20 protein-coding genes and 1 pseudogene are annotated in these 20,450 nt (G+C 29.4%); 4 read left to right on the top strand and 17 right to left on the bottom strand.

The annotated features are described in order from the left end of the window. From AJN58_RS04535 to gap, 3 genes are read right to left on the bottom strand one after another with little or no spacing between them, the layout of a single operon-like run. Window positions 1-672: a triose-phosphate isomerase gene (locus AJN58_RS04535; protein WP_044779527.1), complete on the bottom strand. Its 672-nt coding sequence runs from the start codon at window positions 670-672 to the stop codon at window positions 1-3. Next, window positions 669-1,871 (bottom strand): phosphoglycerate kinase, encoded by a 1,203-nt coding sequence (locus AJN58_RS04530; RefSeq protein WP_044779526.1) that lies wholly within the window; start codon window positions 1,869-1,871, stop codon window positions 669-671. The genes AJN58_RS04535 and AJN58_RS04530 overlap by 4 nt, the downstream gene beginning before the upstream one ends. 2 nt (window positions 1,872-1,873) lie before the next feature. Next, complete coding sequence (gap, locus tag AJN58_RS04525) at window positions 1,874-2,872, bottom strand: type I glyceraldehyde-3-phosphate dehydrogenase (RefSeq protein WP_002868484.1); 999 nt, start codon at window positions 2,870-2,872, stop codon at window positions 1,874-1,876. Window positions 2,873-2,931: 59 nt separating this feature from the next. Between gap and nadD the strand changes: the two genes are divergently transcribed. Both nadD and rsfS read left to right on the top strand, forming a co-directional pair. Next, complete coding sequence (gene nadD, locus AJN58_RS10330) at window positions 2,932-3,477, top strand: nicotinate (nicotinamide) nucleotide adenylyltransferase (protein ID WP_044779525.1); 546 nt, start codon at window positions 2,932-2,934, stop codon at window positions 3,475-3,477. Window positions 3,478-3,504: 27 nt separating this feature from the next. Beyond that, complete coding sequence (gene rsfS / locus AJN58_RS10325) at window positions 3,505-3,831, top strand: ribosome silencing factor (protein ID WP_002855339.1); 327 nt, start codon at window positions 3,505-3,507, stop codon at window positions 3,829-3,831. Window positions 3,832-3,861: 30 nt separating this feature from the next. On the opposite strand, the gene AJN58_RS04510 is transcribed toward rsfS, so the two are convergent. Next, window positions 3,862-4,239 (bottom strand): DUF1090 domain-containing protein, encoded by a 378-nt coding sequence (locus AJN58_RS04510; protein WP_070284087.1) that lies wholly within the window; start codon window positions 4,237-4,239, stop codon window positions 3,862-3,864. A gap of 47 nt (window positions 4,240-4,286) precedes the next feature. Beyond that, window positions 4,287-5,676: pseudogene (gene pgmL / locus AJN58_RS04505) on the bottom strand (phosphoglucosamine mutase PgmL). A 102-nt stretch (window positions 5,677-5,778) separates the two neighbouring features. Here pgmL and fliL point away from each other — a divergent pair. Continuing rightward, a complete protein-coding gene (gene fliL / locus AJN58_RS04500; RefSeq protein WP_002855429.1) occupies window positions 5,779-6,315 on the top strand; it encodes a flagellar basal body-associated protein FliL in 537 nt (178 codons plus the stop codon). After that, a complete protein-coding gene (gene acpS, locus AJN58_RS04495) occupies window positions 6,315-6,662 on the top strand; it encodes a holo-ACP synthase (protein ID WP_044779522.1) in 348 nt (115 codons plus the stop codon). Before fliL ends, acpS begins: the two co-directional genes overlap by 1 nt. Here acpS and AJN58_RS04490 read toward each other — a convergent pair whose 3' ends face one another. The 12 genes from AJN58_RS04490 to AJN58_RS04435 all read right to left on the bottom strand — a co-directional run. Next, window positions 6,663-7,082, bottom strand: a complete 420-nt coding sequence (locus AJN58_RS04490) for a hypothetical protein (protein WP_002862076.1) — start codon at window positions 7,080-7,082, stop codon at window positions 6,663-6,665. It abuts the gene before it with no gap. After that, complete coding sequence (locus tag AJN58_RS04485) at window positions 7,079-8,440, bottom strand: cytochrome P450 (RefSeq protein WP_044779521.1); 1,362 nt, start codon at window positions 8,438-8,440, stop codon at window positions 7,079-7,081. The genes AJN58_RS04490 and AJN58_RS04485 overlap by 4 nt, the downstream gene beginning before the upstream one ends. Continuing rightward, entirely contained in the window at window positions 8,437-9,558 is a 1,122-nt protein-coding gene (locus AJN58_RS04480; RefSeq protein ID WP_044779520.1) for a hypothetical protein, read from the bottom strand. The genes AJN58_RS04485 and AJN58_RS04480 overlap by 4 nt, the downstream gene beginning before the upstream one ends. A gap of 71 nt (window positions 9,559-9,629) precedes the next feature. Beyond that, window positions 9,630-10,814, bottom strand: coding sequence for a capsule polysaccharide modification protein KpsS (gene kpsS / locus AJN58_RS04475; RefSeq protein WP_044779519.1), 1,185 nt, complete (start codon window positions 10,812-10,814; stop codon window positions 9,630-9,632). Beyond that, window positions 10,811-12,880 carry a capsular polysaccharide biosynthesis protein gene (locus AJN58_RS04470; protein WP_070292034.1) on the bottom strand — a complete coding sequence of 690 codons (2,070 nt, stop codon included), beginning with the start codon at window positions 12,878-12,880 and terminating at the stop codon, window positions 10,811-10,813. The genes kpsS and AJN58_RS04470 overlap by 4 nt, the downstream gene beginning before the upstream one ends. After that, window positions 12,877-13,389, bottom strand: coding sequence for a cytidine diphosphoramidate kinase (locus AJN58_RS04465; protein ID WP_044779517.1), 513 nt, complete (start codon window positions 13,387-13,389; stop codon window positions 12,877-12,879). The genes AJN58_RS04470 and AJN58_RS04465 overlap by 4 nt, the downstream gene beginning before the upstream one ends. Continuing rightward, complete coding sequence (locus AJN58_RS04460; protein ID WP_044779516.1) at window positions 13,379-14,140, bottom strand: CTP:phosphoglutamine cytidylyltransferase; 762 nt, start codon at window positions 14,138-14,140, stop codon at window positions 13,379-13,381. The genes AJN58_RS04465 and AJN58_RS04460 overlap by 11 nt, the downstream gene beginning before the upstream one ends. Window position 14,141: 1 nt before the next feature. After that, the gene (locus AJN58_RS04455; RefSeq protein WP_044779515.1) at window positions 14,142-14,744 is read right to left on the bottom strand and encodes a gamma-glutamyl-CDP-amidate hydrolase; all 603 of its coding nucleotides are present in this window, start codon (window positions 14,742-14,744) and stop codon (window positions 14,142-14,144) included. Next, window positions 14,735-17,074 (bottom strand): PEP-utilizing enzyme, encoded by a 2,340-nt coding sequence (locus AJN58_RS04450; protein WP_070292032.1) that lies wholly within the window; start codon window positions 17,072-17,074, stop codon window positions 14,735-14,737. The genes AJN58_RS04455 and AJN58_RS04450 overlap by 10 nt, the downstream gene beginning before the upstream one ends. Window positions 17,075-17,089: 15 nt before the next feature. Next, window positions 17,090-17,860 carry a class I SAM-dependent methyltransferase gene (locus AJN58_RS04445; protein WP_044779513.1) on the bottom strand — a complete coding sequence of 257 codons (771 nt, stop codon included), beginning with the start codon at window positions 17,858-17,860 and terminating at the stop codon, window positions 17,090-17,092. Window positions 17,861-17,874: 14 nt separating this feature from the next. Then, a complete protein-coding gene (locus AJN58_RS04440; RefSeq protein WP_044779512.1) occupies window positions 17,875-18,660 on the bottom strand; it encodes a class I SAM-dependent methyltransferase in 786 nt (261 codons plus the stop codon). A 63-nt stretch (window positions 18,661-18,723) separates the two neighbouring features. Beyond that, the coding region (locus tag AJN58_RS04435; protein ID WP_070292030.1) for a DUF2972 domain-containing protein at window positions 18,724-20,450 on the bottom strand (1,727 nt) is incomplete at its 5' end.

Here is a 20,450-nt window from a genome sequence, read left to right as displayed (position 1 = left end):
TTATCCTTTGATTAATTTTATAAAATTTTCTACTTTTAAAGCTGCAGAGCCTATCAAAACTCCGCCACAATATTTTACACTTAAAATTTCTTTGATATTATTTTCATTCACACTTCCACCATAAAGCAAAGGCGCCTTGGTTAAACTCGCTAAAAATTCAAGCACTTTAGCGATATCTATACTTTGTGCACTCACTCCCGTTCCTATAGAATAAATAGGCTCATAAGCAATAATGAGTTTTTCATAATTTAAATCAATAATTTCAAGTTGTTTTTTTAAAAACTCTAAAGTCTTGCCTGAATTTTTTGTATCTAAATTTTCACCTATACAAAAAACAATTTTATAACCATGCTCTTTAGCAAAATCAAATTTAGCCTTAATAAATTCTTCATCTCCTAAAGCTCTTCTTTCAGAATGCCCGATTAAAACACATTTGATCCCAAATTCGTCCAAATGCTCTTTTCCAAGCTCGCCTGTAAAAGCTCCATTAACACAAGGATAAAAATTTTGGGCTCCTTGTATGAAGTTATTTTCATTTTCTAAAAATGCTACACTAGGTGGGAAAACGATAATATCATCACATTTTGCTCCCATAGTTTTATTTAAAATTTCAGCATAAATTTTAAAGCTTGCTCTTGTGTGATTGCATTTTAAATTTGCAGCAAAGATCATTCATTTTCCTTAGATCTTAAAGCTTTTACACCTGGAAGTTCTTTACCTTCTATAAGTTCAAGAGAAGCGCCACCTCCAGTAGAAATAAAAGTCATTTCATCTGCATCACCTGCGCGCGCAACCACATCAGCCGTATCACCGCCTCCAACAACAGAAGTTGCATGTCCTTCGCTGATATAATGACTCATTTTAATGCTACCTTTTGAAAATTTATCAATTTCAAAAACACCCATAGGTCCATTCCACCAAATCGTTTGCGCATCAGAAATCACCTCTTTAAAAAGTCTCACACTTGCAGGTCCTATATCTAAACCCATCCAACCATTTGGAATTTCTTGTACTGGAACAAATTTCATCGGCGTATCTTGTGAGCACGCAGGAGCGGCTACAACATCTACTGGAAGATAAATTTTCACTCCTAAATTTTTACCCTTGGTAAGAATTTTATTAGCTTCTTCTAAAAGTTCTTCTTCTAAAAGTGAATTTCCTATATCATAACCTAAAGCTTTTAAAAAAGTAAATGCCATACCTCCACCTATGATTAATTTATCTACCTTTGGCAATAAATTTGTCAATGCTTGAAGTTTTCCACTCACCTTTGAACCTCCAACAACAGCTACAAAAGGACGTGCTGGATGTTTGATAAGATTGCTTGCAAAATCAATTTCTTTTTGGAGTAAAAATCCTGCACCTTTGTGTTTTTCATCAAAAAATTTAGCAATAGCCTCCACACTAGAATGTGCTCTATGGCATACTCCAAAAGCATCATTGATATAAACTTGAACCATAGAAGCAAGTTCTTTGGCTAAATTTTCATCATTTTTAGTTTCGCCTTTTTCAAAACGCAAATTTTCAAGAAGTAAAATTTCACCCGCTTTTAAATTCATAGCTTTGGTTTTTGCATCTTCGCCGATAACATCTTTTGCCATAATAATTTCTTTATCTAAAAGTCTAGCAAGACGCTTAGCCACAGGTTCTAAAGAATATTTAGAGCTAATTTCTTTTGGACGCCCTAAATGAGAGGCTAAAATCACACTACAACCATTATCCAAACAGTATCTTATCGTAGGAATAGCTGATCTTATGCGTCTATCATCAGTGATGTTTAAAAAATCATCTTGAGGAACATTAAAATCACATCTTATAAAAACTTTTTTCTTAGCTAAATCAATATCTTTTATAGAAATAATATCACTCATGATTAAGCCTTATTTGCAATATATACTGCCATATCTACTAAACGACTTGAATAGCCCCATTCATTATCATACCAAGCAATTACCTTGATAAAATCATCCGCAATCACTTGAGTTAAATCGCTTGCCACAATAGCTCCATAAGAACAAGTGATAAAATCGCTTGAAACTCTTTCATCATCATCCACCATTAAAATGCCTTTTAAATTTGTAGTTGCAGCTTTTCTAAAAGCTTCATTGATTTCATCTTTGCTAACTTTACGGCTTAGTTGTGCAGTTAAATCCACGCTTGATACATCAATCACTGGCACACGCATACTTTGTCCGTGAAGCTTGCCATTAAGTTCAGGCATAACAAGTTTCATAGCTTTTGCTGCACCTGTAGAAGTTGGAATGATATTTTGTGCTGCAGCACGAGAACGGCGTTTATCTTTAGCTTTAGCATCAATAATACTTTGTCCATTTGTATAAGCATGTATTGTTGTCATAAGTCCTTTTTCTATGCCAAAATTATCTTGTAAAACACGACAAACAGGACCTAAACAATTTGTTGTACAACTTGCATTAGAAATAATGCTTTCACCCTTGTAAAGTTCTGAATTTACTCCTAAAACATAAGTAGGTGTATCATCTTTTGCAGGAGCACTCATGATCACTTTTTGCACTCCCATATCTATAAATTCTTGACATTTTGCCATAGTTAAATGCGCCCCTGTGCATTCTAAAACAATTTGTGCGCCGTGTTTTGCAAAGTCAAGATCTTTTACATTGCGACTTTTAAATACTTTGATTTTTTTACCATTTACCACTAAATCATCGCCTTCACTATCAACACTGCCTTTAAATTCACCATGTACTGTATCGTATTTAAAAAGGTATTTTGTAAGTTCAATATCCGTAGTATCATTTATCGCCACAAGCTCAATATCATTTCTTTCTAAGATGATTCTTGCAACACATCTGCCTATGCGTCCAAAACCATTTATAGCAACTTTTACAGCCATTTAATTTCCTTTTGCAAAATATAATGTTAATATTCTACAAAAAAAAGGTTAAAATTTTAATGAAGATAGCACTTTTTGGTGGCAGTTTTGATCCGCCGCATAATGGTCATAATAGCGTTGTTTTAGAGGCTTTGGAAAAATTAGATATTGATAAGCTTATTATTATGCCTACTTATATCAATCCTTTTAAACAAAGTTTTAGTGCTGATGAAAAGCAAAGATTCTTATGGGTTAAAAAACTTTGGGGGCATTTGCCAAAAGTTGAAATTTGTGATTTTGAAACCAAGCAAAAACGCCCTGTTCCTAGCATAGAAAGTGTTAAGTATCTTTATAAGTTTTATAATCCTAGTAAATTTTATCTTTTAATTGGTGCTGATCATTTAGAAAAACTTCATCTTTGGCATGATTTTGAAAAACTTAATTCTTTGGTAGAATTTGTTATTGCTAATCGCAATGATATAGAAATTCCTAAGAATTTCAAAGATTTAAAAACCGATAAAAAAATCGCTTCTTCTTTCATACGCAATACTTTAAATACAAATGAAGTTTGTGAAGAAATTAAAGATGAAGTAAAAAAATATTATGAAAAATTACAAAAAAATTGATACAATTTCAAAAATTAAAGGAAAATAATGCAAGAAAGAATAGATTTAATCGTTAAAATTTTAGATGAAAAAAAAGCTGAAGATATCAAAACCATTGACATGAGCGAGCAAGAATACTTTGTAAAATATGTCATTATCGCAGCTACTTTAGGAGAAAGACACGCTCTATCTTTGATCGATGAGCTTAAAACACAACTTAAAGCCAAAGGTGAGGAATTTTTAAACATAGATAGTAGTGAAGAATGGAGCGTGATTGATCTTGGTGATATTTTAATCCATCTTTTAACACCAGAACACAGAGGAATTTATAATATAGAAGAATTATTAGAAAATCTTAAAAAAGGTAGGGTTTAAAAAGACTAAATTTAATTAGCCTTTTAATTTTTAGAGATTATCAATATATTCTTTAATTTCTTTTTTGATTTTCTCTTTTTGTTCTTTTAAAGCTTCTTTTTTAGCTTTATACTCAGCCTTACTCATATAATCTTTTTGTTTTTTTAAAGCATCAAGTTCTTTTTCGATTTTTTCCACTTCTTGTTCTTTAAGTTTTTTAGCTTCTAACTTTTTATCATAAAACATAGGATCTTTAGTACAATCATTTTGTACTTGTTTTAAAGCAAGCTCTAAGCTTAAGGTTCTAGCTGTATCATTATGCGCTTTAGAAAAACTGATTTCTTTATTGATACGATCGATTTTTCTATCACATTCACTTGCACCAAAAGCAAAGGCACATAACGAAAGTAAAACAAGTATTTTTTTCATTTTTAATTCCTTTTTAAAATAAATTTAAATCGCAAAATATTATCTCATCAATTCTTAAGCCTAGCTTTTATATCATCAAATAAAGTAAATACCATACTTTCAAGCTCTTTTGCTCTTTCTAAAGAAGTTGCTTCAAAGCGTGTGATAAGATAAGGGCTGGTGTTAGATGCACGAAGCAAAGCCCATCCATCGCCAAAATCTATCCTAGCTCCATCGATTTCACAAAGACTTTTAACACCTTTTAAAGCTCCTTTTTCAATCTCTTTTTGAAATTCTTCCACAAGTTTAAATTTTTCTTCTTCATTTACAGGAATTTTAATTTCAGGTGTAGTATAGAGTTTTGGTAAAGCTTTAATCATACTTTCTAAATCAAAACCTTTATAAACAAGTTCTAAGGCTCTTAAAAATGCGTAAATTCCATCATCATAACCAAAATATCTATGTTTAAAGAAAATATGTCCACTCACTTCAGCAGCTAAATCAATATCTTTTTCTTTCATTATTTTTTTGATATTAGAATGTCCTGTTTTTCCCATAAAAATAGTTCCAAATTTAGCCACTTCATCAAAAAGATTTTTAGAACATTTTACCTCACCTAAAATGCGTGGATTAGGAATATTTTTAGCAAACAAATAACAAAGCTCATCCCCACAAAATACATGAGTTTTACTCAAAGCAACCATTCTATCAGCATCCCCATCAAAAGCAAAAGCTAAAGAATAATCTTGATTTTGATTTAAAAACTCTCTAATCGCACTTAAGTTTTCTTCTTCTGTAGGATCTGGAGCATGGTTTGGAAACTGTCCATCAGGCTCTGCAAACATTATATAAGCTTTTAAATTTAAAGCCTTGATTAAAGGCTTTATCACCACTCCAGCCGCACCATTTGTGCAATCAACACCAAATTTATAATTAAAATCCTTTAAAAAACTAAATTGCTCGCACATAAATTTCACATAAAGGCTTAAAATATCGTATTTTTCTACTTCTAAATTTTCTTCAATCTCATCATCTAAATGCTTATAAACTTCTTTTGAAAACTCTTTTAATTCCACGCCAAAAAAACTTTCTTTATTGATAGTGATTTTAAAACCATTATAATCTTTTGGGTTATGAGAGCCTGTTATCATAACATTTGCATCAAATTTCAAGCCCTCATAGAGACTAAAATATCCCAATGGAGTTGGCACAAGCCCTATATCATAGATTTTTATCCCTGCTTTGTTAAGTCCACTCACTAGATAATTAAAAAGTTCATTTGCACTATATCTTGCATCATAGCCCACACTTACATTTTTACAGCCTTTATTTAGCATGGTTTGTCCCAAGCAAAAACCTATAGCCTTAACACTTTTTTCATTCAGTTCTTTGCCATAAAGCCCTCTTATATCATATTCTCTAAAAATCACATCTAACATTTTTTTCCTTTAAATTCATCTCTTCTTTGACCTAAATTTATCGTTTTTCTAAAGCAAATTTGGATAGAAAAGAAATTTTTGCTACAATTTTACATTAATTTCACTAAATGAAGGAAAATTTATGGATGAAGAATTAGAAAACGAAGAAACGAAAAAGAAAAAAGGCGGTTCACTTGTAATTATTATTGTTATTTTACTTTTTGTTTTACTTCTTAGTATTATGGGAGTGATTGCTTGGCTTATTTCAAGCAGTTCAAGTGATGAAAGTGAAGTCAAAGAAGCTCCAAAAGAAGAAGCAAAAGCTGATAAACCTAAAGTTTCAGCTCCTACTCAGCGAGGTAGTGATTTTGCTAATATAGGTCCTATGTACCCACTTGATCCTTTTACCCTAAATTTACTTAGCGATAGCGGCTCAAGATATGTAAAATGCACTATAGAACTAGAACAAAATAGCGAACTTTTAAAACCTGAACTTGATAAAAAAGTCCCGGTGATTCGTGATATTATTATTCGTACATTAACAGCTAAAACTTTTGAAGAAGTAAGTACACAAAAAGGCAAAGAACGTTTAAAAGATGAGCTAGTTGGAAAAATCAATGAAATTTTAACCGATGGCTTTATTAAAAATGTTTATTTTACGGATTTTGTAGTTTCTTAATGCGTGTAGGCTGTGATATCATCGCCATTTCTAGGATAGAAAAAATTCATTCTAGACATGGCAAAAATTTTTTGGATAAATTTCTAAGCCCAAAAGAACAAATACTCATTAAAAATCCAGCAACTCTAGCAGGTCTTTGGGCTGCTAAAGAAGCTGCTAGCAAGGCTTTGGGTATTGGAATTTGTGAATTATGCAGTTTTTTTGATATTGAAATATCAAAAGATGAAAAAAACGCGCCTAAATTAAAATATTCTCAAAAAATTACAAAAAATTTTAATATCACTCAAACTTCCCTAAGCATTTCTCATGATAATGGTTTTGCTATAGCCATAGTGGCTATAGTTTGATTATTTTCCTATAGTTTGCTTGTCTAAATTTCTTGAAAGTATGAAATCTACCACAGGTTGTTCTCTTTTATTTGCTCTTTTACAATGATCTTTTTGAAAAAAATCTGTGATTTTTATAACAATCCTTGCCCATTTTTTACGATTTCTTTCACGCCACGCATGAGAAGAAACGCTCTCCCAAGCATAGCCATTAAACAAGCTTGCATTTACAAAATGATCTAAGGCTCTAACACCCTGTCTTGCTCGTGCGGTATTAAAAAAAGTTCCTATAATCACGATAAAAAGATATCCTAAAACTGCTAAAGGTACTATTGCACAAAGCAGAATAGTCCCTGCTAATTTTTCTTTTAAGCTTCCTTTTAAAGTGCGTTTTACACGACGACGAAAATTGGCACGAATTTTAGTTCTAACTCTTTTCATAACTCTCTTTTGCTAAATTTTATCCTCATACCATTAGCCGAACGCACTGTTAAACGGCCTACTACATCAGGTACAAAACCTTCTTCAAGTTCTAGTTTGTAAGTTTTTAAAATATTAGCCAAAATCAAAATCGCTTCTTGCATAGCAAAACCTTGTCCTATGCAAATTCTTTCCCCTACACCAAAAGGCAAATAAGCATCTTTTTTGTATTCTCTTTCAAAACGAGAAGGATTAAATCCATGTGGATTTGTCCAAAATTCTTCATGTCTGTGTATCAGCCAAGGAGCAATCACCACCCCAGAACCTTTTTTAATAAGCTTATCTCTAACTTGGGTATCTTTTTTTGCCTCTCTTGCAAAAAATCCAACAGGAGGATAAAGTCTTAAAGATTCTTTAAAAATATTTGTTAAGTATTTAAACTGTCTTAGATGCGAAATTTCAATGGCTCCACCCTGTAAAACCTGAGTAATCTCCTCATAAGCTTTTTCTTGCTCCTTAGGATAAAGACTAAGCAAATAAAGCGTCCATGTCAAAGAACTTGCTGTGGTTTCATGTCCTGCTAAAAAAAGCATAGCCACTTGATCTAAAATTTCCTCAAAAGAAAAACGCTTATTTGTATCCGCATCCACTACTAAAAGCAAAGATCCTAAAATATCTTCAAATTCTGCATTATCTGCCATATCATATCTTGGCTTTATGATGTCACTTAAAACCTGCCTAATCACATCTCCGGCCTTAGCACGCTTACGATCTCCTAAAACATAAGAAAGCCATTTTGGAAAACGAAACATACGACGCATGGCTGTATGCACACTTTGCTCTTGAAAAGTCACAAAGGCATTTAAGATTTTTTTACCTTTTTCCTCATCGAGTTTTGAAGACATAATGGTGCGAAAAATCACATCAGCGGTAATAAAAGTCATAGCTTCATCTACTTCGATAACAGCATGATTTGGATACTTGCTAAAACGATCCATCATATCTGCCACAGCTTCACTCATAAGATTAAACACTTTATTGATACGAGTCATTTCAAAACTTGGACGCAAAAGCTCTCTTTGCTTTTTCCAAACTTCACCATTTGTAGTAAAAATGCTCTCCCCTAAAAGCGGACTTAAAAGCTCATGCAAAAATGCACTTTTAGGAAATTCTCTAACCTCATCAACCATCATTCTTTTAACTTCTTTAGTGTCATTTATAACATAAAGATCAAAATTTGGCATCTTCACATAGCCTGTTTGCATTTTATAACTACGCTCATAAAGCCCATCAAGCCAAGATCTACGCTTTAACAAAAAAGTTAAAAGTGTAGAAGCTTTATTTTTATAAGGTTTTGGAAAAAAGGGACATTCACTCATATTTTTACCTTTTCTTCTAAAAATTTAGGCATTATGATGAAAGAAAAAAAATCATAATCACCTTTAACACTAATACTATAAAGATATAAAAAGTGCGCTTTGTTTTTATCTCTTTTTATTTTTTTATACTCATGTTTTTCATATAAAGTGTGAAATTTAGTACTTAAAAATGGGGGTGTAAATTTAGCATTTACACCACTCGTGCAGAAAAAATCCACTTGAGGAAAACATGCTCCATCAATAATCGATGTGTAATCATACCATTTTAAATCAAACCTTGAAACAAATTCAAGCTTCTTTCTAAATTCATCTGCTTTTTTTTGATAACTCACTAAAGGTATACATTCTCCTAAAGTAAGAATTTTTAATTTACGAAGCAAAGATAAATCTAAATTTTGTCTCAAAATATACTCCAAAACTTCTATACAAACTATAGTTCCAACACTATGTGCTACCAAAATAAGCTCATAATCTTGTTTGCTTTCGTTTTGTTTTAGCTTATCTACTATAACATTTGCAAAAAGCTTGATTCTTTCTTGCATAATGCCTATTTTTTTATCTTGCCAAGTAGCACAAAAAGCACAAATTCTTGCTATCCAAAATACAGCTAATTTCTTACCTAATTTAAATAAAAAATGATTTAGTAAAAACCCTAAAAAACATCCTATGATGATGGCTAAAGAAAAATGCATATAATTTTGAAAAAAAGCAAAACTTCCAAAAGCCAAAACCAAAGAAAATAGTAAAGAAAATAACACATAAAAAAAAGGATAATAACCTGTGATAAGTTGATAAATCGACTCTTTGCCAAATTTGATAAAAAGTCCTGTAATGGTATAAATTCTAAAAAAGCTATAACAATCCGCTAAGGCATCTTTATAATTTTCTGACCAATTTTTTTTAACAATATCATTCCATGTTAAAAAATGATACTTAGTTTGTACTCCTTCGCAAGAAATTTGAAAAAAAGGAAATTGCTCTTTTTTTTCAATTTTACTTAAATCAGCTTTAATATTAAAAGCATGGGAATAATCTTTTAGGTTTTTTTTAAATAAATCATAATAAAATCTATAACTTTTAGGATCATATCCTGCTATATAAAATACTTCCCTATTCATACAATATTTCTTTTTACTTTTAATTATAACAACTTTGCTTTAAAAGCTCTCTTAATCAAAGCTTTTTAGTCTTATTTGTCTAAAAAGAAATTTTTGTAAAAATTGCCGTTGAATTGATTGGTTTGTAAAAGGTATTTCTTAAAATTACATACCAAAATAGGATTAGGTTTATAAGCATGAGCTTCACGCCAAAAAAATTGAAGCTTCTTTGGATAAGATAAGCCTTCAAAATCATAAAAAGCATTGCCACAAACCTTAGTCGGGCAGCCTTCTAAAATAGCACTAAGACCTACTGTTGAATTTATAGTAATACAACCTAAAGCCTTTCTTAAAAGAACTGGCAAGTGGGTATCATGAACATATAAAACCCTTCCTTCTACATGATATTTTTGACTTAAATCATTTATGAGTTTAGAATAATTCTTATAACCCCTATCCATGGGATGGTGTTTAAAAACTAGATAAGATTTAGCTCTTGCATGGTTTGCAAAAGAAAGTATGGTTTGCTCTATAAAGTGCTCTATGCTTTTTTTGTAATGATATTTAATTTGCGTATCGCTATAAACTTGTAAAATCGCCAAAAAGTACTTTTTTTCTAAATTATAAATCTTTTCATTTAGTTTTTTTTCTGTAATCTTATAAAGATATTTTCTATATAAAGATCTAAACCAAAATAAAAATTCAAAAGGATATAAAGTACGATGATGAAGTTTGTTGTTAAAAAATGGAGCCAAAATAAAAGCAAACAACCAATACAAAAAAGCATCAAAAGCCATAAATTTAAATCCACCTGGAATTTCTTTTATACTTTCTTTGGTAAAAATATTTTGAGAAAGATAAAAATTTTTATCACGCGGTAAAGAAGAATTTGCATTCACTCCATCTTTTTCCAAAGTAATACAATAAGGCCTTAAATACCCTTCTTCAAAAATCCATACTTCAATTTCTAATTCTTTAGCCACTTTAATAGCCTTAGCATGTATAATGCGACAATCATTATACATTAAAATAGTATCGATTTTTTTACTTTGAAAAAAATCCCTATAGAAATTTTCAAGATCTTTTTCATCACACTTACACCTCGTTCCACTAGGATAGAAAAAAAAATCTCCGCCGTTAAAATTGAGTTTAAAAACTTTGGTTTGGTTTTTTTTCATTTTCATTGCAAGATGATGAAAAAAATTTCCCACAGGTCCTTGCAAGAGTAAAACATTTTTACCGCTAAATTCTTTTTTAATTTTAGTGCTAAATCTCATTTCTTTGCTAAAAATTCATAAAATCTTCTTATTTTTCTAAGCATAAAAGTTTTAAAATCTATTGCCAATTTTGTATGTTTTTTTGAAAAATAATCTTTTTGTAAATTTAGCATTATATCTAAACAAACTTCAATTTCACATAAAGTTTTTGTTTTAGGATTTATATATCTTGGATATGTGATCAAAGCACCTGCTACAAGCTCTTCTAAGCTTAGTTTTCTTGTTCTTCTTTTGCATTTATGTTTATCTTTTGTTAAACCCCAGCCCGCATAAAAAGGCATGCCATAAGTAAAAACTTTTTTAGCTCTTAAAAGAGCATCAAAACCACTTGTAGAAGTAATAGTGTGAATTTCATCGGCAATTTTTATAGCACTATCAATACTGCAATCTTTTACAATCTCATCACAAAATTTCAAGATGAGTGTTTCATCTTTTAAACCCACACGGTTGCCACTTAACACATCGGGATGAGGTTTAAAGATGATATAAGCATCTTGATTTTTAGCACGCACCTCCTTAAGCAAATCAAGAGTAGATAAACCAAAACCTCCTAAAATCATCGAAGCATCATCTTCAACTTGAGCGGGGATTAAAATAATCTTTTGTCCTATTTTGGCATTGATTTTTAAGTCTTCATGCTTTAAACCATTATATTTTGAAAAGCGGTTCTCAAGTAAGGTTTTTATAATATTTTTCGCCCTATTTAGCATATTTTCATCAAAGATTTCGTTTTGCAAGAGCTCTTCTAGTTTACTTGGTTTGTTTGGATCAATGTAAAGTCCTTTATCATCAACGATTAAAGAAAAAGGGCGCGTAAGATCAGAACCCAATGAAATCGAACGAATAAAACCATCTTCTACTAAAGAAATTTTAGGAGTAAAATGAGATAAATTCTCATCTTGCGCTTTTTTTATAAGAGTGCTTTTAAGAATATTATAATCTATCCTTCTACCCCAAATAAAAAATTTATCATCTTCTTTAAGCTTGTATCTAACTAAAGATTTAATAGAATTTAAAAAAATAATTTCATTATCTTTGGCCTTAAAAAAAGGCTTGATAAAATGCCTTTTCCATAAGGTAAAGCCTAGCATAAAAAGCCTGTTAGAATTTACCTTTTCTATATCTTTATATTTTGCTAAAGTTTGAATAGTATCAAAAATATTACTTTTTTGATTTAAATAAGAATTAAAATACTCGCTATAAAGTATATAAGCAGCATAGAAAACTTCTTCTAAACTTCTTTTTTGCATCCTTCTTTTACACTCTAATTTATCTTTTGTTAGACCCCAACCTGCATAAAATGGCATGCCATAACAAATACACTCACATTCTTGTATCAAAGCTTCAAAACCCATACCAGAAGTTTTGGTATAAACCTTATCAAAAAACTCAAGCAAGGCTATGGGATTAAAATTTTCAGTGATTAAAATACATTCTTTAGGCAAGAAATTTATAACTAAATCACTTTGTTTTTTACCGCTTAAAACATCAGGATGGATTTTTATATAAATTTTAGAATCAGGATTTTCTTTTATGGCATCTTTTATCATATCGACAGTTTTAAAATCTTTAGCAAAACCAAATTCAAGAGAGGCATCATTGGCTGTTTGAGTGATGATTAAAACGCGTTTTTCATCTTTTTGAAAATAATCATCTGGAATATCAAGATTGTTATTGTACTTGCTAATTTTATATTTTTTGATAAGCTCTATAGCTTTTTTAGCTTGCTTGATTTCTTCATCTTTAAATTCATAAGTATTTAAAAGATTTTCAAGCTTTGAAGGTGCTGTTGCATCATAATAAACGCCTATATTATCTTTAACTATAGAAAAACTTGGGCTATTTTCAACTCCTAAATTTAATGAGCGAATAAATCCATCTTCTAAAAGTATGAATTTAGCCTTATGTTTTTTTGCTAAATTCATAGCTTTTAAACCTGATTTTTTGCGTCCCCAGCCAAAGAAAAGATCATCTTTGTTGATTTTTAAATTTCTCTTATATAAAAAAATACTGTAAAAATTCCTAGCATTAGCGATAAGTTTTTTTGATATTGAGTAATACTTCACAATGCCAATTTCTTTATTATAAATTCAACTTTTTCTTCTAAATTATTTCGACAAGAATTATTGATCACTAAATCAGCTTCTGGTTTATCAAATTCTATATCAACACCAACTACATTATCAATTTCTTTATTTAAAGCCTTAGTATAAAGTCCTTTTTGATCTCTTTGCATTAATTCATGCATATCGCATTCTATATAAATTTCATAATAATTTTTTAATTGCTTTCTATTGTAATCATAAATCTCATTAAACATTGAAATCGTAGTGACAATAACTATCATACCTTGATCGTTTAAAAATTTTGCAAATTTAGCTCTTTTCAAAGCCATATCTATGCGACCTTGTTTATCGTATGCATAATGTCCTAATATTTCTCTTAACTCATCTCCATCGAGATAAATAAGGTTTTTATATTTTAGTTTTAATTTTTCATACAAAGCTTGACCTATAGTTGTTTTTCCGCTTCCAGCTAAACCAGTAAGCCAAATAATATAAGGATTATTTTTCAATTTGCACCTCTAAATCACTCATAAAATCAATTTCACACCAATTGCCATCAATTTTCACTGCTTTTGCGTTGTTGTATTTTTCAATTAAAGCCTGCAAAAAACTTGTCATATACATATTTTCAAAATTTTTATTATCATATAAAATATCTCGGTCAAGCATTTCATAAAAAGCAATAACTTCGGAAAGAAATTGATAAGAAAATTTAAAAAGTCCTATATATTGAGCTTCTATCTCATCATAGGCATTAGCTTTTTTTCCAAGTTCTATAATATAACCATTTGCCATCTTTAATGTTTCAGCATCTTCTAAAGGATTTGCAAAGCGTTTGCTCCAAAGCTTACGCCAAGACTTATCAACTACTATAGCAAATTCTTCTTTGGCATTTATAAGCTTTTGCACGCAATCTTGAAAATAAACGATATCTGCATAAGAAATAATCAAATCTTGTTTTTCTTCGATGCATTTTAACATAAAATTTTTAGCACAAAAAAAAGTATGAACCATATTGGTTTTATCATATTTTGAATTAATAAAAAAATGCTCAATATCATATTTATTAAGATAATTTTTTAGCACATCGTTTAAATATCCACCCACAACAGCTATTTCATTTATACCTGCTGATTTTAAAGCTTCGATTTCATAATCTATTATTTTTTTATTCTTATACTCAACCATACACTTTGGTTGATCTTTTGTTAAAGGCATCAGCCTTGATCCAAAACCTGCTGCTAAGATAATTGCATTCATATTATTCCTTGATTAAACTAAACCACTCTTTTAAAATTTGAATATTATTAAGCCCATTTTCTCTTTCAATATGCCACATTATACCAAAAATATTTTCATACTTATGTTTAAAAGCTTCTATAGTATTATCTTTTGCTAAGCAAAGTTCTACAAGATCTTCACCTAATTTTTCAATAGCAAAATTATGAAAAGAATTACTTATAAATTTTTCTTTTGAGAAAAATACTTCATGTTTGCCTATATGATTTTCACAAGGACTTATATGGCTGTTAAAATAATGAGCTATCATCTGAGCTCCTCTGCAAATTCCTAAAAGTGGTATTTTTTCTTTTAAACAAATTTCTATAACTTGCTTTTCGTATAAATCTCTCTTTTTAGATAAAACATTAGGACTATAAAAACTTAAATCATTACCACCGCTTAATATCACAGCTTTTATTAGATGTTTATAATGAGAAAAATCTATTTCATAGCTAAGAGGAAGAGGAGTAAAATTTTTAAATAAATCTTTATTAAATAATTTTCCCCAATCCAAAGCCAAACATTCTCTTTCTTCATAATAATTTTCATTGCAAATAAGTCTTTGAGTAATACCTATAAACAAAATATTTGCTCACTTTCACATTCTATATTGATTTTTTTAGCTTTTAAATATTTTTCAAAATTTTCTTCTCCAACTCCTATAACAGCAGGCATTCCAAGTTCTGAAGCACGGATAGCCATATGTGAATTAGCACCCCCATAACATGTAACAAGTCCTGCTATATTTTTTGTAAATAAATAATCATACCCAGGATCTGCTGCATAAATTAAAACAATCTTTCCTTCTAAATCTTTATCATTTTCTTTCGCCGTAAATGCAGTGATGCTCTTTTGTGTGATGAAATTTGGAATAATACTATGATTATAAAAAGAAAAAATTTCATCAGCATTGCAAAGCAAAGAAGGAAGTTTTATAGCTTGTGTAAGTTCATATTCTTTTTTATTACGATTAATTTCTTCCATGAACTGCTCTTTTGGATTTATAGAATAAAGACTAGAATAAAGATTTAAAATGCTTTTTATATCAAGATGAGCCAAATCTTCTTTTTCAATACCATAATATTTGCCTAATTCTTCTATATAAACTATAGCCTTAGAAAGCAATCTAGTGAATTCAAATTTAACGAGCTCTCTACCCTCGATAGCCTGCTTTAAAAAATCAAAAAATTCACAAGCATTAATCTCTAGCCCATGTTCTCTAAGTAAAGCATTTAAAGCTTTTGTCTTTTCTTCTGAAAAAACAAAAGCTTTATCTTGTAAATAAACTTTACTATCTTTTTGATCCACATCAAAATAAAGTTCAAAATCTTCATCATATCTTGGAGATAAAATATTATAAGTTCCTGCTCTTAAGTGTCCAAAATCTTTCAAAAATTGATCTTTGTTGTGAAAATTAAGATGGTTTGTTTGTTTGCTTAAATTTTTACTCACTGTATTGAGTGAATTTAAAAAATCATCTTTTTCCTCTTTAGTTATAAAATCAATCTCAACTAAAGAATTTAAAAGTTGCATTGCTACAAATGCAGCCCTAGCCACTCCCGCAAAAGGCAAGGTTCCATAACGCTTGCATTCTTCAATAAGCCAATAAATTTTATCAATTAAAGAAAAATTAGAATTAATAATGCTATCATATCTTTCTTTTAGCTTATAAGCTTTTTGTATGTCTTTTAAATAAAGCCCTGATCTAGGATTAATAATCTTATTTGTAAGTTCTAATAACGAAAATTCTAATCTTTTGATTTCATTTTCATTAAAACCATGATTTAAAAGTTCTTCTAATTTTTTGGAACTATTAAAGTCATAACAAGAATAAACAATATTAAATTCAATCTTGTCGTGCAATTCATGATTTTTATTAAGCTTATCTAAGTAAAAATTGACAAGTTTTTGCGCGATATTTTCATCTAACTTTTTTGGTATAAAAGAATTAAAAGACAATCTTACATCTACATAAGGAATGCCTAAAAAAGAATGGATTAAAGGATGGGATCTTAGATCTCTATAACCATAATTATCTCTTTGATACGCCCAGATATTATCCGTAATGATTTCTTTATATAAACTAAAAGCTAAACGCTTAGGCCTTAACCCTATGATTTCAGCTGGATTCCAATCAGGCATTACCCCAAAAATGGCTTTATCTCCTAAAACTCTAGATCTTGATTCTTTTAAAGACTCAAAACGTTTATAAAATCTATATAAAGCTTCTTTTGGTAAAGAATGAAATAAATTATTTTTTTCATGCATAACCAAAGGACGCACTTGTAAGCAAAAAAGTTCTTCCTTATCATCTTGAACAGCAAATGCAAATTCAACATCTAAAAAACAACAGTCATATAAAACTTCTAATTCTTTTATAAGTTCTATAATTTTTTGAAGTCTAATATCTTTAAATTCTAAATAATCTCTGTAATGATAGTAAGTTTTTGCACTCTTACTACTTCCATCTGTAATAGAGCTATTTGAACCATTTTCATCATATTGAAGACAAAAATAAGGGGAAAAATTATCCTTATCAACACTAAAACCAACTCCACAAAGAGTAATGTTTTCAAGCATAGGTTGAACTAAAATTTCATCACTTTTTGATGGCATAGAATTGGCAACTTCATATAAAGCTTTTAATAACTCATCTTTAGAATCAGCTTTAATATTTGCCAAAGAAAGAAAAGCACCTGCATTGGAGTTTTTCATACTATCTTCACTTAAAGAAGAACTTCTTATAATGAGTCTATTAGCCTTTAAAGTTTGAATGTCCTGTAAAACTTTATCTTCATTTGATATTAATTCTTCAAGCGAAGTTAAAACCAAAGGTAGAACTTTTGCTTTTTTTAATTTTGTTTGTAAATTTTTTAAATTTTGTGCTTTGGTTTTAAAATTTAACTCCGCCATGTTTTTTCCTTAGTTTTATATTTTTTTAGCACTCCAACAACGAGTGGTATATTTTATGCTAAATTCCTTAGGAAGTCTTTGTGAAATTTTATCACTAATTTTATTAAAAAGTTCATTTCCTTCATCAGTCTCCAAATCCCAGTAAGGATTTTTAACACTTTTCCATGCATTAATATAATTTTCAATACTTTGATGAAAATAAAAATCCTCTTCAATATAAACAATATTATCAAAAAGATCCTTTCGACTCTCTATAATTGGTCTTTGATCTTCTCTTCTTGTTCCCCTTGTATAATTTGGTACAAATTCTACAATAGTATCTTCAGCTATTTTTTGCACAGGATCGTTTAAATCCCTGTGATTCCACATACAAGAAAAATATCCCTCTGATTTTAATAAGCGATGCGCTTCTTCTAAGGCTTCATTTCTATCCATTACATTAAAACTACTACCAAAAGTCACCCAATCAAATTCACTATTTTGGAGTGTTGAGTTTAAGCCTGTTGCCCTAACCCAATCAATCTTTTGATCCTTAGTTCTTTCTATCCCGATCTCACGCATCGCATCATTTGGTTCTACAGATACTACCTTACATCCTCTTTCTAAAAGCATAATGCTTAAATTTCCTGTTCCTGCACCGATATCAGCGACTTTAATATCTTTTTTTCCAACTAAACTAATAAGCATATCTATAGTTTTTGGAGCATAATTTGGTCTATAGCTATAAAATTTAGCATGCTTGGTATAATCCCACACTTGTTCTACTAGTTTTTCATTTTTTATCATAACATCTTCCTTGTTTAAGATTTTTTATTATTTTTTACAACTGTCCACGCTCTTATTTTATAAAAAATTTCTATACTTTGCATATGAGAAATTTTAGCTTCTATCATCTCTAAAATTTCCTTCCATCTTTTTTCACCTGCTTGTGCTTGTATATCATTTACAGAATGCCAAGCTCCAAGATAACGCTCTTTATCCCAAAACTCTTTGTAGTCACACTCCATAAAAAAGCAGTCTTTGAAATCTCCAGTACTTACCAAGATTTCTTCCCATTTTTTAACATTTTGTACCCCACTGCTTACACGAGCAAGCTCTGGAACAATATGTTTAATCTCCTTTTCGATCTCATCAAAAACCGAACCCTCTACAATGTGGCGAGGATTCCAAATCGCAGTGAAATACCCCCCCCCTGTCAATATACGATTAAATTCTGGGAGAGATTTTTTAGGATCTGTCCAATGAAAAGAACTAGCCATGATGACCCAATCAGCTTGATTATTGCTCATGCAGGTTTCTTCACCACTTCCTTTGTGCCAAGAAATATTTGATAAATTTTGTGTAAATTTTTGCCCTTCTTTACGCATATTATCATTTGGCTCCACAGCACTAATTTGGCATCCAAACATTTCTCCCAGCATCTTAGTAAGTTTTCCGGTTCCAGCTCCTACTTCAACAATATTCAAATCTCTTAAATTTTTATTTTTATCATTGATACAAGCTACAAGTTTTTCAAGCAAAAACGGACTATAAGCAGGTCTATTATGATAATGCTTTGCAACATCTGTAAAATCCCCTTGTTTCATATTGATTCCTTTCTCTAAATTAAAACATAATTATATCTTTTTTTTTATTAATTTACAAATCTCTTAAATATTACCATCTAACTCCTTACACATTTTTTCAAATTCTTGATAATACTTCCAAGAAGCTATTATATCTGGACAATGTTGCTTAATATGAATTAATTCTTCATCTAAAATTTGTTTTAATATTTTTTTTAATTCACTATTTTTATGAAGATAAACTAAAACTTGTTCGGCTGTTATTTTATTTTTTTGAATATATTTTATTCTTTTTTCTAAAATATTTAAAAAATTTATCTGATATTGCGTAATTATGTGTTTATAATATTTATCTATTTTATGAATATCTTCTTGATTTATTAAAAAAGAAAGATCTCTTAACAATATATGATTAACTTTTATTAATTCTTTATTAATATTTATTAAACTTTTACTATCATTACTTTTTAAACATACATATATTTTAAAGAAAATATGATTATTTTTATAAAAACATAATGAAACAGGTATATGAAACCTATAATCACTATTTTTTATTCCTTGAAAAAAATCTTTATCTTTTAACTTTGGAGGATTAAAATTTAAAATTTTAGACAATTCTAACATTGTGTCAAACGCTTTATCTGGCATAATATCTTTCATATCTAAGTATAAAATTTCATTCGTATTTAAAATAGGGTTTATTATTTTTTTATAATTATATGTAGGCCAAGTTATACAACCTTTTACAAAATCATAAAAATTACAATTTTTATCATCAAAAAAATAAAACGATCTATTTATTTCATCTTCTATAGATTTTCTAGTATCTATATTTTCATTAAATCTTTGGTGGTCATATTTATAATCTCCATGATTAATAGCGTGTTTTAATCTTTCTATAGGGTCTCTAACAAGTATTAAAATTTTTTTATCATTCTTTATAAAATATAATAATTTAGATCTTTCAATGGTTTTACATGCTATATCATCAAAAATACTGATACAATAATCGTCTTTAATGCATTTGAATTTATTATATATATCTTTATATGTTAAATTTTTAATAAAATTTAATTTTACACTCGACACGCATGTATCAACTTTACATTTATCAAAAAAAGAAAACATTGCTGCACCACCAGATAAACTAAATCTTATAAACACAAACTTATACCCATCAGGTAAGGGTAAATTCATATCCCATGCAAGTTCAGCAGGTATGTTATGATAATTGATTTTTTCATTTTCATCATTTAGTTTCTTAGGATCAAGTAAAGAAGGGTAAGGATGATTTCCTTTTTTATATCTTTCATTAAAATCATCTGATAACAACCATTCTTCTATAAGATCAAAATTTTGTATAAAATAATTAAAATTGTGAAAGATATTATCTAATATTGTTTTATAGTCTTGATGAATTTTTAATATATTTTTTATTCTTAGAAATTTTTTTAAAAATAATTGTTTATTATCTATCAATCCTTCAAGGATGCTAGAGCTAATCTGATCGAATTCTTTAAAAATTTCTCTAAAAATTTGGAATTCTTTTTTAGCTTTTTCAATATCATTTTTTAGTTTAAATCCACTTCCTTTATACCAGGTTTTATCAGCCTTGATTAAAACTTCACCTAGCATATAGGATAAATGAAATTTATATCTTAAAGCTTGCTCATAATCACTGCATGTTTCTAAACTTGGATATTTGAGTTGAGGAAAAACTTGTATGCTTTGTTGATAAATTTTTTGTTCTTTTTTGTGTTGTTTTTTAATTTTATAAAGTTTTTTAAATAATGTTATGTACCCCCCCC

It is taken from the genome of Campylobacter sp. BCW_4321 (assembly GCF_001763075.1).
Taxonomy (GTDB): domain Bacteria; phylum Campylobacterota; class Campylobacteria; order Campylobacterales; family Campylobacteraceae; genus Campylobacter_D; species Campylobacter_D jejuni.
This window is presented reverse-complemented; position numbering and strand designations above follow the sequence as displayed.

What these genes read in the sequence shown, in the direction of transcription:
- fliL (WP_002855429.1), top strand. Translation starts at nt 5,779, where the DNA reads ATGGATGAAGAATTAGAAAACGAAGAAACGAAAAAGAAAAAAGGCGGT.
- AJN58_RS04445 (WP_044779513.1), bottom strand. Translation starts at nt 17,860, where the DNA reads ATGATAAAAAATGAAAAACTAGTAGAACAAGTGTGGGATTATACCAAG.
- AJN58_RS04535 (WP_044779527.1), bottom strand. Translation starts at nt 672, where the DNA reads ATGATCTTTGCTGCAAATTTAAAATGCAATCACACAAGAGCAAGCTTT.
- AJN58_RS04480 (WP_044779520.1), bottom strand. Translation starts at nt 9,558, where the DNA reads ATGAATAGGGAAGTATTTTATATAGCAGGATATGATCCTAAAAGTTAT.
- acpS (WP_044779522.1), top strand. Translation starts at nt 6,315, where the DNA reads ATGCGTGTAGGCTGTGATATCATCGCCATTTCTAGGATAGAAAAAATT.
- gap (WP_002868484.1), bottom strand. Translation starts at nt 2,872, where the DNA reads ATGGCTGTAAAAGTTGCTATAAATGGTTTTGGACGCATAGGCAGATGT.
- kpsS (WP_044779519.1), bottom strand. Translation starts at nt 10,814, where the DNA reads ATGAGATTTAGCACTAAAATTAAAAAAGAATTTAGCGGTAAAAATGTT.
- AJN58_RS04460 (WP_044779516.1), bottom strand. Translation starts at nt 14,140, where the DNA reads ATGAATGCAATTATCTTAGCAGCAGGTTTTGGATCAAGGCTGATGCCT.
- nadD (WP_044779525.1), top strand. Translation starts at nt 2,932, where the DNA reads ATGAAGATAGCACTTTTTGGTGGCAGTTTTGATCCGCCGCATAATGGT.
- AJN58_RS04450 (WP_070292032.1), bottom strand. Translation starts at nt 17,074, where the DNA reads ATGGCGGAGTTAAATTTTAAAACCAAAGCACAAAATTTAAAAAATTTA.
- AJN58_RS04510 (WP_070284087.1), bottom strand. Translation starts at nt 4,239, where the DNA reads ATGAAAAAAATACTTGTTTTACTTTCGTTATGTGCCTTTGCTTTTGGT.
- AJN58_RS04485 (WP_044779521.1), bottom strand. Translation starts at nt 8,440, where the DNA reads ATGAGTGAATGTCCCTTTTTTCCAAAACCTTATAAAAATAAAGCTTCT.
- AJN58_RS04490 (WP_002862076.1), bottom strand. Translation starts at nt 7,082, where the DNA reads ATGAAAAGAGTTAGAACTAAAATTCGTGCCAATTTTCGTCGTCGTGTA.
- AJN58_RS04440 (WP_044779512.1), bottom strand. Translation starts at nt 18,660, where the DNA reads ATGAAACAAGGGGATTTTACAGATGTTGCAAAGCATTATCATAATAGA.
- rsfS (WP_002855339.1), top strand. Translation starts at nt 3,505, where the DNA reads ATGCAAGAAAGAATAGATTTAATCGTTAAAATTTTAGATGAAAAAAAA.
- AJN58_RS04530 (WP_044779526.1), bottom strand. Translation starts at nt 1,871, where the DNA reads ATGAGTGATATTATTTCTATAAAAGATATTGATTTAGCTAAGAAAAAA.